Source organism: Catenuloplanes atrovinosus, assembly GCF_031458235.1.
Taxonomy (GTDB): Bacteria; Actinomycetota; Actinomycetes; order Mycobacteriales; family Micromonosporaceae; genus Catenuloplanes; species Catenuloplanes atrovinosus.
In genome coordinates, this window is the sequence record NZ_JAVDYB010000001.1 from 8,000,344 (window position 1) to 8,014,364 (window position 14,021).

General features: G+C 73.3%; 10 protein-coding genes and 1 tRNA gene. 7 read left to right on the forward strand and 4 right to left on the reverse strand.

Translation table 11 applies throughout. From position 1 onward, the window contains the following. Nucleotides 1–50: 50 nt before the first annotated feature. A complete protein-coding gene (locus tag J2S41_RS35665; RefSeq protein ID WP_310374680.1) occupies nucleotides 51–1,634 on the forward strand; it encodes a pectate lyase family protein in 1,584 nt (527 codons plus the stop codon). Between the two features lie 390 nt (nucleotides 1,635–2,024). Beyond that, entirely contained in the window at nucleotides 2,025–2,993 is a 969-nt protein-coding gene (locus J2S41_RS35670; protein WP_310374682.1) for a GNAT family N-acetyltransferase, read from the forward strand. A 156-nt stretch (nucleotides 2,994–3,149) separates the two neighbouring features. Here the strand turns inward: J2S41_RS35670 and J2S41_RS35675 are convergent, their stop codons facing one another. After that, the gene (locus J2S41_RS35675) at nucleotides 3,150–4,235 is read right to left on the reverse strand and encodes an ABC transporter ATP-binding protein (protein WP_310374684.1); all 1,086 of its coding nucleotides are present in this window, start codon (nucleotides 4,233–4,235) and stop codon (nucleotides 3,150–3,152) included. 272 nt (nucleotides 4,236–4,507) lie between these two features. Here J2S41_RS35675 and J2S41_RS35680 point away from each other — a divergent pair. Together J2S41_RS35680 and J2S41_RS35685 are read left to right on the forward strand one after the other, a co-directional pair. Further along, nucleotides 4,508–4,581, forward strand: a tRNA-Thr gene (locus tag J2S41_RS35680). Nucleotides 4,582–4,693: 112 nt separating this feature from the next. Next, nucleotides 4,694–4,858, forward strand: a complete 165-nt coding sequence (locus J2S41_RS35685; protein ID WP_310374686.1) for a hypothetical protein — start codon at nucleotides 4,694–4,696, stop codon at nucleotides 4,856–4,858. 43 nt (nucleotides 4,859–4,901) lie between these two features. Here J2S41_RS35685 and J2S41_RS35690 read toward each other — a convergent pair whose 3' ends face one another. Continuing rightward, nucleotides 4,902–5,372, reverse strand: a complete 471-nt coding sequence (locus tag J2S41_RS35690; RefSeq protein WP_310374688.1) for an MSMEG_6728 family protein — start codon at nucleotides 5,370–5,372, stop codon at nucleotides 4,902–4,904. A gap of 60 nt (nucleotides 5,373–5,432) precedes the next feature. On the opposite strand from J2S41_RS35690, the gene J2S41_RS35695 reads away from it, so the two are divergent. Together J2S41_RS35695 and J2S41_RS35700 are read left to right on the forward strand one after the other, a co-directional pair. After that, entirely contained in the window at nucleotides 5,433–6,464 is a 1,032-nt protein-coding gene (locus tag J2S41_RS35695) for a histidine kinase (RefSeq protein ID WP_310374689.1), read from the forward strand. Between the two features lie 40 nt (nucleotides 6,465–6,504). Then, nucleotides 6,505–9,711, forward strand: a complete 3,207-nt coding sequence (locus J2S41_RS35700) for a S8 family serine peptidase (RefSeq protein WP_310374691.1) — start codon at nucleotides 6,505–6,507, stop codon at nucleotides 9,709–9,711. Nucleotides 9,712–9,759: 48 nt separating this feature from the next. Here the strand turns inward: J2S41_RS35700 and J2S41_RS35705 are convergent, their stop codons facing one another. Further along, nucleotides 9,760–10,848, reverse strand: coding sequence for a hypothetical protein (locus J2S41_RS35705; protein ID WP_310374693.1), 1,089 nt, complete (start codon nucleotides 10,846–10,848; stop codon nucleotides 9,760–9,762). 156 nt (nucleotides 10,849–11,004) lie between these two features. Between J2S41_RS35705 and J2S41_RS35710 the strand changes: the two genes are divergently transcribed. Next, complete coding sequence (locus J2S41_RS35710) at nucleotides 11,005–12,798, forward strand: potassium channel family protein (protein WP_310374695.1); 1,794 nt, start codon at nucleotides 11,005–11,007, stop codon at nucleotides 12,796–12,798. Here the strand turns inward: J2S41_RS35710 and J2S41_RS35715 are convergent, their stop codons facing one another. Continuing rightward, nucleotides 12,799–14,016: a DUF4032 domain-containing protein gene (locus J2S41_RS35715; RefSeq protein WP_310374697.1), complete on the reverse strand. Its 1,218-nt coding sequence runs from the start codon at nucleotides 14,014–14,016 to the stop codon at nucleotides 12,799–12,801. It lies immediately after the preceding gene. Nucleotides 14,017–14,021 lie beyond the last annotated feature (5 nt).

A 14,021-nucleotide genomic window follows, 5' to 3' on the forward strand; every position in this document is an offset into this window, starting at 1 on the left:
CGCCACGGCTCCACGGGACGGCCGGGCATGACCCGAAAGGAACCCCCACGATGCGACGTGTCGCCCACACGATCGCCCTCGCCGCGGTGGCCGCGGTCGCCCTGGTCTACGCGGCCCCGGCCGCCAACGCGGCCGCACTGCTCACCGACACCTTCGAGGACGGCAACTCCAACGGCTGGTCCAAGTCCGGCGGCTCCTGGTCCGTCGTCGCCGACGGCTCGCTCGTCTACCGCCAGACCGGCACCGGCGCGGACGCCCGCACGTACACCGGCGAGGCGACCTGGACCGACTACTCCGTCCGGGCCCGGGTGAAGCCGACCGGCTTCAACGGCAGCGGGCGCACGGCCGGCGTCACCGCCCGCGTGCAGAGCGGCAGCGCCTACTACGGGCTCGCGGTCTCCAACGCGGGCCGGATCGAGCTGTTCAAGCGCGCCGGCGGCGCACCGATCTCGCTGGGCGGCGCGTCCGCCGCCGTCACCACCGGCACCTGGTACACGCTCACGCTCGAGGTCTCCGGCAGCACGCTGCGCGGATACCTGAACGGCGCGCTGGTCGCGACCGCGACGGACAGCACGTTCGCCTCGGGGCGGGCCGGGCTCGCCACGTCGTACGCGTCGGCCAGCTTCGACGACGTCGACGTCTCCACCGGCCCGGTCGCGGAGCCGACCGGCACCGTGACGCCGACGCTGCCACCCACCGAACCGCCGATCGACCCGGGCGCGCCGCCGATCGGGTTCGCCTCGGTCAACGCGCTCGGCCAGAACGGGACCACCGGTGGCGCGGGCGGACCGACCGTCACGGTGGACACCGCGGCCGAGTTCCTGACCGCGATCGCCACGGCCGGCCCGCTGAACATCCGGGTCAGCGGCGTGCTCACGCTGCCCGGCCCGATGCACGACGTGACCAGCGACAAGACCATCGTGGGCGTGGGCGCCTCGTCCGGCCTGACCGGCGGCGGGCTCAACATCGGCCTGCCGGTCTCCTCCGCGACGTCGCCGCCGGCGGACGCGGTGCACAACGTGATCATCCGGAACCTCAACTTCACCGGTACGCCGGACGACGCGATCAACGTGCAGATGTTCACCCACCATGTGTGGATCGACCACAACGACCTGTCCGACGGGTACGACGGGCTGATCGACATCAAGCGCGGCTCGTCCTACGTGACGGTCTCCTGGAACCACACGCACGACCACTCGAAGAACATGCTGCTCGGGCACGACGACGGCAACGGCGCGCAGGACACCGGCTATCTGAAGGTGACCTACCACAACAACTGGTTCGACCGGACGCCGCAGCGCAACCCGCGGGTCCGCTTCGGCGAGCCGGTGCACGTGTTCAACAACTACTTCGTCTACAACACCGACGTCGGCGTGGCCTGCCAGGCGAACGCGGGCTGCGTGGTGGAGGGCAACTACTTCGAGGACGTCGAGGAGCCGGTCAGCAACAGCTACGCCGGACCGGCCGGGCGCTGCGTGGCCCGCGACAACGTCTTCGTCGGCGAGTCCGGCGCGCCGGACTGCAGCGGCACCGTGCAGGAGCCGAGCGCGTACTACAGCTACACGGTCGCGGACCCGAACGGCGTCAAGGCCGCGGTCACGGCCGGCGCCGGCACCGGGAAGATCAACTTCTGATCCACGGTACGACGTGGCCGCGGGCGGCCGGCAGAACCGCCCGCGGCCACCGGCCCCCGGTGGTGGGCAGACACCTCCGGGGGCCGCAAGCCTCAACATATCGACCTTTGTCGAGGTGTTGACGGAATCCGGGCGGGGGCGGTGCCGCCACACCACCGCCTCCGCCCCCTCGCTCCTTCGCGTCCGGCTCACCCCGATCGACGGCGCCAACCGGTTCGTGCAGAACGCGACGAACCACTACTACCTGGCGTTGCGCGGAAACCGGACGATCGAGCTGAAGACGCCTGGGCCGACGACGCCTGGGCCGACCGGGCCGCCGCCGGGTGGGCTGGCGGGATGGGCCACGCAGAACGGCGGGACCGCCGGCGGTGCGGGCGGGCGACCGTCACCGTGAGCGACGGGCAGGCGCTGGCCGACGCGCTGGAGGAGGACGGGCCGCTGACCATCCGGGTGCAGGGGGCACTGTCCATGCCGAACACGATGAACGACGTCGAGTCCGACAAGACCGTGATCGGCGCGCCCGGAGCCGTGCTGGACAACGGCCTCAACGTCAGCGACGCGCACAACGTCATCATCCGCGGCGTGGCGTCCACCATGGGCGCGGGCGTGCTGGTCGAGGGCAACCACTTCGAGAACGTGACCCGGCCGACCGCGGTGGGATACGCCGGGTCCGGACCGGGAGATCTCGTCCGGCGCGACAACGTGTTCGTCAACTCGGGCGCGCCGGAGAGCGCGGGGACCGTGAACCCCATTCCGTACGCGTACTCCCTGGATTTGGCCGCCACCGTGAGGTCGGTGCCACCCCGCAGGACGCTCTATAGGCTGGCGTGTATGCGGTACGAGCTGCTGGACAGCGCCGCGGCGGCGCCGCTGGGCGACCTGCTGACCGAGGTGTACGCCGAGGTGTACGCGGAGCCGCCGTACCGTGAGGGCCCCGAGCAGGTGGCGCGCTTCCGCGAGCGCTATCCCGAGGACGTCGGGCGGACCGGCTTCGTGCTCGTCCGCGCGGTCGACGGCGGCGAGTTGGCCGGCGTCGCCTACGGATGGACGATGGAGCCCGGCCGATGGTGGCCGGGCGCCGTCCCGGAACCGCCGGAGCGGCTGCGTGCCGCCGCCAAGGCCGCGCTGCTGGAGTGGATCGTCCGCGCTCCGTGGCGCGGCCGGGGCGTGGGCGGCGAGCTGCTGCGCCGCTGGCTGAACCTGCGATCGGAGCCGTGGGCGACGCTGGTCAGCCATCCCGCCGCGCCCGCCCGACGGGTCTACACCGCTCTCGGCTGGCAGCAGGCCGGCACGCTCAAGCCCGACCTCTTCCCCGAGTTGGACGTCCTCACGCTTCCCCTGCGCCAGGACGGCGGTTGAGGTCCTGCCGCCTCGGATCCGGCAGGGAGGAGCGCCAGCGACGACCGGTGCCCGCGGGAGCATGCGGGACCCGGGCCGCCGGAAGCGGGAAATCCGGTCCTGTGAAAAGCCGAAAGGGCGGCTCCCGACGGGAGCCGCCCTCGACGCGATCCGAGATCAGATGCGCTCGGTGGTCTTGGCGTTGAAGAGGTGGATCTTGTCGGCGCGCGGCTTGACGTAGACCGTGTCGCCCATGTTGGGCATGTGGCGGCGGTCGGTGCGGACGACGAAGCGCTCGGCGACGCCGCCGATGGTGGCGTGGCCGTAGACGTTGGCGTCGGAGCCGAGGTCCTCGACCAGCTCGACCACGATCGGCAGGCCACCCTCGCTGGCGCCGACCAGGTCGGTGTCCTCGGGGCGGAAGCCGACGGTCACCTTGTCGCCGCCGGTGCGGGCGGACTCGACCTGCTCGCGGGTGAGCGGCAGCACGATGCCGGCGAAGTCGGCGCCGCCGTCGACCAGCGCGACGGTCTTGATGTTCATGGCCGGGGAGCCCATGAAGCCGGCGACGAACACGTTCTTCGGGGTGTCGTAGAGCGCGCGCGGCGTGTCGACCTGCTGCAGGTTGCCGTCCAGCATGACCGCGACCCGGTGGCCCATGGTCATGGCCTCGACCTGGTCGTGGGTGACGTAGACGGTGGTGATGCCGAGCTTCGCCTGGAGGCTGGCGATCTGCGAACGGGTCTGCACGCGGAGCTTGGCGTCGAGGTTCGACAGCGGCTCGTCCATGAGGAAGACCTGCGGCTCACGCACGATGGCGCGGCCCATGGCGACGCGCTGGCGCTGACCACCGGAGAGCGCCTTCGGCTTGCGGGCCAGGAACTCCTCCAGCTGGAGCAGGCCGGCGGCCTCCTTCACCCGGCGGTCGATCTCCGCCTTGGAGGTCTTGCGCAGCTTGAGCGCGAAGGCCATGTTCTCGTACACCGACATGTGCGGGTAGAGCGCGTAGTTCTGGAAGACCATCGCGATGTCGCGGGCCTTCGGCGGGAGGTGCGTGACGTCGCGGCCGTCGATCAGGATCTGACCGGCGTCGACGTCCTCCAGGCCGGCGAGCATGCGCAGCGAGGTGGACTTTCCACAACCCGACGGGCCGACGAGGACCAGGAACTCGCCGTCGGCGATGTCCAGCTGGAGCTCGTTGACCGCGGGGCGCTCGGTGCCCGGGTAGATGCGGGACGCCTTCGCGTAGGTGACCGTAGCCATGGTGAGGCTGCTTCCTTTCACCGGCAGGAACGTGCCGGACGATCCGAGTGAAGAGGAGCGGGTCGATGTCTCCACCGACCCCTTAGATGATCTCCGATGTGCCTGACGGCGCGCCGGTTGTCACCCGTGTCACGCCACCGTAAACGCGTTTCCGACCCCTGCCAAGGCCTCATCCGGCGAACCCCCACGGCAAAACCGAACAATTGGTACGCCGAGCGGGTAAAGGTCTGCGCCCGTGACCGAAGTGGCTATGCTGGCGGGGCGCGGCGCGCGCCTCCTTAGCTCAGTTGGCCAGAGCACTCGCCTTGTAAGCGAGCGGTCGTCGGTTCGAGTCCGACAGGGGGCTCCGGCTTTCCCTTCGAGGCTGTCTGCCTGGAGAGTGCTACCCCGAATTGATCATGCGCGGCGGATGCCGGCCGATGGGGAGCGGGACCAACCCTCGGACGGAAGGCGGAGCCATGATCGAGCCGCGTACGGATGAGCTGAAGGCCGCGCGTCATCGTCTGGTCGGGATGGCGAGTGGAGCGGCGCTGCTGGGCGGCATCGGGGTGGTGTCGGCGGCGCGGGCCGCGGCGGCGCGCCGCACGGAGCCGACGCCGCCGGAGCCGCTGATCGGTGCCTAGCGGGATCGGTGCTAGCGGGATCGGTGCCTAGCGGGATCGGTGGCTAGGCCGCGGCCGGCCAGACGTAGGGCAGGTCGGCCGGGATGTCGCCGAAGAGTTTGCCGTAGTGGTCCGGGTCCTTGCGCAGCAGCGCGGAGCGGTGGCTGAGGTGGAAGGCCTCGTCGCCGAGCCAGGGTGGGACGGCGCAGACCCGTTCCAGTTGCGCCTGGGTGCGGATGGTGACGTCGGCGGGGGACCGGCCGCGGGCGGCGGCGTAGTCGGTGATCAGAGTGGCCGCGACCGTGTCCGCGTGGCCGCGTTCCTGCCAGGCGACGCACACGTCCAGGCCGTACCGGACCAGGGCCTCCTCGAAGCCGCGCCACATCTTCACGGCGGGGTGGTTGCGCCAGCCGTACCCGGGCCGGGTCAGGCCGCGCAGGACCTGGAGCGTTTCGGCGCGCTGTTTACCCAGCCGTTTCGTGTCGAGTACCCGAGCACTCTCCATGAAATCGGGATAAGGCAGGAATGTCTGCATCGTTGCCGGGAGTACCCACTCCGGTGGGCGCGCATTCCCGCGACCGGTAAGAATGAGCCCTTGCCGGAGAAGGTGGGGATGATGGTGGCGCGGGCCCGATGGCGGCTGTGGTTACCGGTCGCGGTGGCGCCGCTGCTCACGCTCGTGCTGGCGATCGCGCGGTCCGGCTGGTGGCAGGGCGCGCTGATCGTGGCGCTGGGCACGGCGGTCGCCTGGCTGGCGCCGGGCGCGGCCGAGGGGCGCCGCGCGGCGCGGGAGTTCCGCCAGGTCACCACGGACATACGGCGTCAGCAACTGGCCGCGGAGCAGCGGCGGCGAGAGGCGGAGTACCGCCGGGCCGAGGCGGAGGAGCGGCGTACGGAGGCCGAGGAGCGGCGGGCCGAGGCGGACGAGGCGCGGCGGCGCGCGGACGCGGCCCGGGAGGCGGCGGACGAGCGCGCGCTGATCGGCCCGGAGATGCACGACCTGGTCAGCAACGCGATCGGGGTGATGGTGGTGCTGGCCGAGGGTGGCCCGGCCGCGGTGGAGGGACGGCCGCAGGCGGCGGTGCGCGCGTTCGACACGATCGCCGGCACCGGCCGGCGCACGCTCGCGGAACTCGGCGACATGCTCGGCGTGCTGCGCCGCGACATCGAGCCGGGGCAGCGCGCGGTGCCCGGCCTGGCCGATCTGCCGGAGCTGGTGCGGATCATGCGGGCCGCCGGGATGGCGCTCACCCTGGTGGCGCCGGAGGACGTCCGGCTCGGCCGCCGCGAGGGGCTGGCGGTCTACCGCGTGGTGCAGGAGGCGCTGACCAACGCGCTCAACCACGCGCCGGGGCAGCCGGTCGAGGTGCGGCTGGAGGTCCTGGACGAGCGGCTGGTGGCGACCGTGAGCAACCCGGTGCCGCCGCGTCGCGGCCCGGAGCCGGCGAACGGGCACGGCGTGCGGAGCATGCGCGAGCGGGCGGAGAGTGTGCGCGGCGAGCTGTCCGCGGCCGAGGACGACGGGCGCTGGCGGGTGCGCCTGGCCGTGCCGGTGGAGCAGCCGGCACCGCCGGCCAAGGCGGCCGCCAAACCCCGAAAAGGCAAAGGTACGGGCCGGAAGCGCTGATATATCGGACATAAGGTGCAAAGGCCTATAGCCTGCCCGTGTGCTGCGCAACCTCCTAGCCACGCTGCTGGTCACCGGCCTGACCGCGACCGGTCTTCCGGCCGCCGCCGCACCGGCCACCGGCAGACCGAAGACCTCACCCACCGCCACGCTCGGTTCCGACGACGCGCGACGGCTCGCCGAGGCCAAGGCCAGCGGCCGGCCCGCGGTCACCGTGCTGGTCGCCACCGGCACCGGCCGCGCCACCGCGGTCGCCGGCCGGCTGGAACGCCTCGGCGCCTCCGTCTCCCGCACCGTCGACCGCCTCGGGTACGTCCTGGCCAAGGTGCCCACCGGCGCGGTGCTCGACGCGGCCCGGCTGGACGGTGTGGTGGCGCTCGACCTCGACTCGGCCCTCCGGCGCCCGGATCCGGCCGACGGCCTCGCGGGCGGGCCCGCGGCGGCGCGCGAGTCCAGGACCGGGCCCGGGCCGAAGACGCCCGCGGACAACCCGTACCTGCCGGCCGGCGAGACCGGGGCGGTGGAGTTCATCCGCGCGCACCCGTCGTACGACGGACGCGGCGTGACCATCGGGATCATGGACTCCGGCGTGGACGTCGACCACCCGGCGCTGCAACGCACCACCACCGGCGAACGGAAGATCGTCGACTCGTTCACCGCCACCGACCCGCTCGAGGACGCCACCTGGCTGCGGATGAACCTCACGGTCTCCGGCCCGGAGTTCGAGGTCGGCGGCGCGCGGTTCACGGCCCCGGCCGGCCGGTACGCGTTCAACTGGTTCTACGAGTCGACCACCAAGAGCAGCGGGCCGGCCGGCGACGTCAACCGCGACGGCGACACCACGGACGCGTTCGGCGTGCTCTACGACCCGGAGACGCACGACGTGCGGGTGGACGCGGACCGGGACAAGACCTTCGCGGACGAGCCGGTCATGCGGCCGTACCGGGAGAGGTACGACATCGGGCACTTCGGCACGGACGATCCGAAGACCGAGGTGATCGACCGGATGGCGTTCACGGTCGAGTACCGCGAGGACGTCGCGGTCGCCGCCACCCGCTCGGACTTCGTCAACATCGGCATCCCGGAGAGCGACCACGGTACGCACGTGGCCGGCATCGCGGCCGGCAACGACCTGATGGGCAACACCGCGTTCGACGGCGCCGCGCCCGGCGCGAAGATCGTGTCCGGCCGGGCCTGCACGTGGGGCGGCTCCTGCACGTACGCCGCGCTCACCGACGGCGTGGTGGACATGGTGGTGAACCGGCGCGTCGACATCGTCAACATGTCGATCGGCGGCCTGAGCGCGCTGAACGACGGCCGTAACGCCTGGGTGCTGCTCTACGACCGGCTGATCACCGACTACGGCGTGCAGCTGTTCATCTCGGCCGGCAACTCCGGGCCGGGCGTCAACACGGTCGGCGACCCGTCCACCGCGGGCGACGCGGTCTCGGTCGGCTCCACGATCAGCCGCGAGACGTGGGCGGCGAACTACGGCTCGACGGTGTCGGCCGCGTACTCCGTGCACCCGTTCTCGTCGCGCGGGCCGCGGGAGGACGGCGGGCTGAAGCCGAACCTGGTCGCGCCCGGCGCCGCGATCTCCAGCATCCCGACCTGGCAGAACGGCGCGCCGGTGGCCCAGGCCGGGTACACGCTGCCGGCCGGCTACGCGATGATGCAGGGCACCTCGATGGCGTCCCCGCAGGCGACCGGCGCGGCCTCGCTGCTGCTGTCCGCGGCGCGCGCGGGCGACCGCGGGCTGACGCCGGCCCAGCTCCGGCGGGCGCTGTACACCTCCGCGAGGTACCTTCCGGGCACGCAGGCCCTGGCCCAGGGGTACGGACTGATCGACGTGCCGGCCGCGTGGAAGCTGCTCTGGCGGGACCTGGAGACGCGCACGTACACCGCGGTCGCGCCGGTGTGCACGGCGCTGTCCGACCTGATCGGCGCGGGCGACGTGCCGCTGCCGGGCCGGGGGAGCGGCATCCACAACCGCTGCCCGGCCGGGGAGGGCGGGCACCGGCCGTGGGAGTGGCGGGCGTACCCGGTGACGCTCACCCGCACCAGCGGCCCGGCCGGCCCGGTGGAGCACCGGATCGGCTGGATCGGCAACGACGGCACGTTCTCCGCGCCGCGCACGGTCACGCTGCCGCTGAACAGGCCGGTCACCGTCACGGCCGGCGCGCGGCCGTCGGACGGCCTGCACAGCGCGATCATGACGGTGGACGATCCGGCCACGCCGGTCGTGGACTTCGAGGTCTTCGGCACGGTGATCGCGGCGGCCCAGGTCTCGGCGCCCGGGTACGCGTTCGCGGCGGACGGCCGGATCGAGCGGAACGCCACCCGGTCCTACTTCGTGGAGGTGCCGGAGGGCGCGGAGACGTTGCAGGTGAACCTGTCCGGGCTGGCGGCGGGCTCGCAGACGCGGTTCGTCGCGATCGACCCGTACGGCGTGCCGGCGGATCCCACCGCGACCACCGCGTGCTATCCGCACTTCGAGCCGGTGTCCACCTGCGCCGGGATCGAGCGGGACTATCGCGATCCGCTCTCCGGCATCTGGGAGATCGAGGTGGAGGTGCGGCGGACGTCGCCGATGCTGGTGAACCCGTACCGGATCGCCGCGGCCGTGCAGGGCGTCGAGGTGACCCCGGCCGAGTCGAGGCTCGGCGCGGTGAAGGTCGGCGCGGTCACGCCGCTGAGCTGGGACGTGCGCAACCGGCTCGGGCCGGTGCGGGTGGTGGCGCAGGGCGGCCCGCTGGGCACGGTGTCGTCCAAGCGGCCGTCCGTGAAGAACGGCGAGTCCACGAAGTCCACGCTCACCGTGCCGGTCGGCGCCACCCGGCTGGACGTGTCGATCGGCGGGACCAGCGACGCCGGCGCCGACCTGGACCTGTTCCTCTACCGCGGCGACTCGACCACGCCGCTGGCGTCCTCCGCGGACGGCGACTCGGAGGAGTCGGTGTCCGTGCCCGACCCGGAGCCCGGCGAGTACCGCGTGGTGGTCGAGGGCTACTCGGTGCCGACCGGGGAGACGGCGTTCGACTACCGGGACGCGTACTTCTCGCCGCGGCTCGGCTCCCTGGCGGTCTCCGGTGACGTCGTGCGCCTCGAGCCCGGGGGTACGGCGAAGGTCAGCGGCTCGCTGACGGTGGCGTCCTCGGCGTCCGACGGGCGGGCACTGACCGGCGAGATGTCCGTGGTCACCGACCAGGGCGCGGTGGTCGGCATCGCGACCGTGACCCTCGGGTGACCACCCCCGTGGCCCGCCTCCGGACGGTGGAGGCGGGCCACGGGCGGGTCAGGAGTAGTCCGGGTCCACCCCGGCGACCGGCCGCTCGCCGGGGCGGGTGGACGGGCGGGCGCGGGCGGGCGACTCGGCGGGGTGCGCGGCCGGCGTCTCCGCCTGCGTTGCCCGGTGCGCGGGAGCCCGGCCGAAGCCCTGGTCCGGCGCGGGCGTCACAGCGATGGCGCCGTCGTCCGACGGCGAATCGGGGGCTGCGGTCCAGCCGTTCGCGGGGTGATCGGTGAGCGTGCCACCGCCCCGGCCTGGGTCGGGCGCGACGCCGCGGCCGGGAGCCGGGGCGACGCCGCGGGAAGCGCGGCGGTCGCTGCCCGGATCGGCGGCCTTCCGCCGGTCACTGCCGGGGTCGGAGAGCGCGCGGTGCCGGCGAGGACCGGAGGTCGTGCGCTGGTCGTCCGGGGCCGCGGGCCGCGCGGCGTGGCGGGGGCCGTCGTCCGCGCGGTGGGCGCCGACCGCGCGCGGCGTGGTCTGCGCCGGCAGCGGGCGCGGCGTGGTCCGCGCCGACAGCGGGCGCGGCGCGGTCTGCGGCGAGACGGCGCGTGGCGTGGTCTGTGCCGGAACTGTGCGCGTCCGGGTCGGGCTCGGCTTTGCCCGGTGCCGCCCGGCCTGCGACGCGACCGGCCGCTCGGCCGCCCGGTCCGCGGTGGACTGCTGTCCGGTCAGCGCGGACAGCATGGTGAACCCGGGCAGCCCGGAGATCCCCTGCCGTGGCGACTCCGACGGCCGGCCCAGCCCGGTGAGCGTGCCCAGTAGTCCGCCACCGCCATCCAGTTCGGAGCGCTGGGGAGCACCGAGCAGCGACGGTACGGGTGCGGAGTCCGCGCCGAGCACCTGCGCCGCCGGGTGCGGCACGACCGGCTGCTCGACGCCGCTGATCAGCCCGCCCAGCAGACTGTTGTCCGCGGTGGTGGTCGACCTGGCGTCGCCCAGCAGGTCGGACAGCAGCGGCAGCCCGCCGTCCCGCAGATCGGCGAGCGGCAGGAGCTCCGGTTCGGCCGGTGCGGCCTGGGCCTGGGCGGCGGACAGGAGGAGGAAGCCGCCGGCGAGTCCGGCGGTGCCCACGGCGCGGGTCAGCCACGTGTTCATGGAGGGTGTGCTCCTTTCGGGGCGGAAGGGCTCTCCCGCCGTGTGCGGCGACGAAAGGGTCCGTTCGCATGGTGGTCCGCAAATACCAACGAAGCACCTGTTACCGGCGTTTCGCCGAAACCGGGCGGGTTTGGCGAGCGCGCATATGATCCGGGAGTGGCGAGTGTGGATCTTTCGCCGAGCGGGCCGGGCCGGGCGCTCGCCCGGTGGTGGAACGGGCGGGGCGCCGGCGGCGACCGGTCGCCGCACTACGTGGTGTGCGGGCGTGATCCGCTCGCGCTCCGGCTGATCAACGAGCTGCTGGCCGCCCGCCCGGACGTGCGGGTCACCGCGCTGGTGCCGGAGATCTCCGCGCTGCCCGAGCTGATGACGCTGCGCCGGGTCCGCACGCTGGTCGCCGGCCGCCTGGACGAGGCCGCGTTCGCCGGTGTGGGCCTGGCCGACGTGGCCGCGGTCGCGCTGGTGCACCCGGACGACGTGACGAACATCCACGCGGCGCTCTGCGCGCGCGAGGCCGCGCCGGAGATCCGGCTGGTGCTGCGCGTCTTCAACGGCAAGCTGGCCGCGCGCGCCCGCGAGGTGCTGGACGACTGCGCGGTGCTGTCCGACGCGTCCATGGCCGCGCCCGCGTTCGTGGCGGCCGCGCTGGGCGAGCCCGACCCGACGCACTTCCGGCTGGCCGGCCGGACCATGTTCGTGGCGCGGCGCGGTGACGTACCGCCGGGGACCGTGGTGGCCGGGCTGGCGGACGCGGCGGTCGGCGGCGAGCCGGAGATCCTGCCGGAGGACCAGGCGCGCGCGGAGATCGTGCTGGCCGAGGCGACCGGCCGCCCGGCCGGGACCGAGGTGGCGGCGCGCCGGCTCCGGTGGCGACGGCGTCGCAGGCGTCCGCTGGCGGTGCTGCTGCGGGCCGGCCGCGCGCTGGTCGACCGCAAGCTCGGCGTGGCGCTGCTGAGCGTGCTCGGGATAATCCTGATCAGCGGCGGCCTCCAGGTCCGGGAGTACCTGCGGGCCGGCGACGGGTCGACCGGCGTCTGGCGCGCGGTCTACCAGACCGTGCTGACCACCGTGATCGGCGCGGAACGGGATCTCGCGGTCACGCACGTCCTCCAGGTCACCGACCTGGTGCTGACGCTGGCCGGGCTGGCGCTGGTCCCGTTGATCACGGCCGTGGTGGTCAGCGCGGTGGTGAACGCGCGGCTGGCGCTGGCCGCGGGGCGGCTCGCCATCCCGCACTCCGAGCACGTGGTGGTGGTCGGCCTGGGTACGGTCGGCACGCGCGTCATGGCCCAGCTGCACGACCTCGGCGTGGACGTGGTCGCGGTGGACAAGGACGCGAACGCGCGCGGTGCGTCGCTGGCCGCGCGGCTGGGCGTACCGCTGATCGTCGGCGACGCGGCGCGCGAGGAGACGCTGCTGGCCGCGCAGACCGGCAGCGCGCAGGCGCTGGTCGTGGTCTCCACCGACGACGTGACGAACCTGCAGGCGGCGCTGAACGCGAGCGGCATCAACCCGGACCTGCGGGTGGTGCTGCGCCTCTACGACGGCGACTTCGCGCGGCGGGTGCAGCGCGCGTTCCAGATCGCGATCTCCCGCAGCGTCTCCTACCTGGCCGCGCCCGCGTTCGCGGAGGCCATGATGGACCGGGAGGTGAAGGCGACCATCCCGGTCGCCCGGCACGTGCTGCTGGTCGCGGAGGTGGCGGTCACCGCGGGCGGCGAGTTGGTCGGCGCGGCGCTGCGTGCGGCGGAACGGCCGGGCGGCGCCCGCGTGATCGGGCTGGCCCGCGCGGGGTCGAGCGTCGTCGACTGGGCGCCGCCGCGTGACCACCCGATCGACGTGGGCGACCGGCTCGTCGTGGTCGCCCGCCGGCAGGGCCTGCGCGACCTGATCACGGCCGCGAATCCGCCGGCGCCCCGCACCGCGCCCGCGGAGGACGCGCCGCGGTGATCAGGCGAGCAGCGCGTCCGGCTCGACGCCGAGCACGGCCTGCTCGTCCGGGCGGTGCACCAGCACGTCGTTGAGGAACGACTGCACGGCCGGGGCCAGGCCCACGTCCCGGCCGGCCTCCTCGGAGAGCCGCCACCGGTGGTTGAGCACCTGGGAGAACAGCTCGGTCGGCTCCAGCTTGCCGCGCAGGTTCGCCGGGACCGCGCGGACCACCGGCTCGAACACCTCGGTCAGCCAGCGGTGCGCGGCCTGCTGCTCGTCGGTGAGGTCGCTCTCCGCGCGGTAGGTGTCCAGGTCGTTGAGCAACTGCCGGGCCTGGTTCTCCTCCGCGTCCAGGCCGGTCAGGCGGAACAGCCGGCGCACGTGGTAGCCGGGGTCCACCACCTTCGGCCGGACCATGAACGACTGACCGCTGTCCGACACCGACATGGACACCTCGGCCACGTCGAAGCCGAGTTCGTTGAGGCGGCGGATCCGGCCCTCCATGTGGTGCCGGGAGTCCTGCCGCACCTCCTGCTCGTAGGTGATCTCGTGCCAGAGCCGCTCGTACCGCTTGATCACCTCGTCGGACATCTGCTCCGGGTCGATCGACTCGTGCAGCAGCCCGGCGGCCTGAAGGTCCAGCGCCTCGCCGAAGATGTTGACCCGCGCGATGTCCAGGTCCTCGTCCCGCTGGCCGTTGGAGAGCTTCGGCCGCAGCGCGCCGGTCTCCGCGTCCACCAGGTACGCCGCGAACGCGCCCGCGTCCCGCCGGAACAGCGTGTTCGACAGTGAGCAGTCGCCCCAGAAGAAGCCGGTCAGGTGCATGCGGACCAGCAGCGCGGCCTGCGCGTCGAGCAGCCGGATCATGGTGTTCTCCCGCAGCGTGTGCGAGAACAGCGCCCGATACGGCAGGGAGAACTGCAGGTGCCGGGTGACCAGCACGGTGTCCAGCGGCTCGCCGTCCGGCGCGTGCCGGTCCGCGACCACGGCGACCGCCTCCACGGACGGGAAGCCGATCCGCTCCAGCGCGCGGAGCAGGTCGTACTCCTTCTCGGCCACCCGCTCGCCGGTCTCCTTGACCGCGTAGACGGTGCCGGCCAGCTTGACGAACCGGACGATGTGCCGGGAGATGCCCTGCGGCAGCGCCACCAGGTGATCGGCGGGCCACTGCTCCAGCGGCGTCGACCACGGGAGGTCGAGCAGCGCGGGGTCTACGAGGGCGGAGGTGATGCGCACGTACT

Bases quoted from the DNA above. Each gene is read 5' to 3' on its own strand.
- J2S41_RS35665 (WP_310374680.1), top strand. From the start codon at position 51: ATGCGACGTGTCGCCCACACGATCGCCCTCGCCGCGGTGGCCGCGGTC.
- J2S41_RS35675 (WP_310374684.1), bottom strand. From the start codon at position 4,235: ATGGCTACGGTCACCTACGCGAAGGCGTCCCGCATCTACCCGGGCACC.
- J2S41_RS35685 (WP_310374686.1), top strand. From the start codon at position 4,694: ATGATCGAGCCGCGTACGGATGAGCTGAAGGCCGCGCGTCATCGTCTG.
- J2S41_RS35690 (WP_310374688.1), bottom strand. From the start codon at position 5,372: ATGCAGACATTCCTGCCTTATCCCGATTTCATGGAGAGTGCTCGGGTA.
- J2S41_RS35705 (WP_310374693.1), bottom strand. From the start codon at position 10,848: ATGAACACGTGGCTGACCCGCGCCGTGGGCACCGCCGGACTCGCCGGC.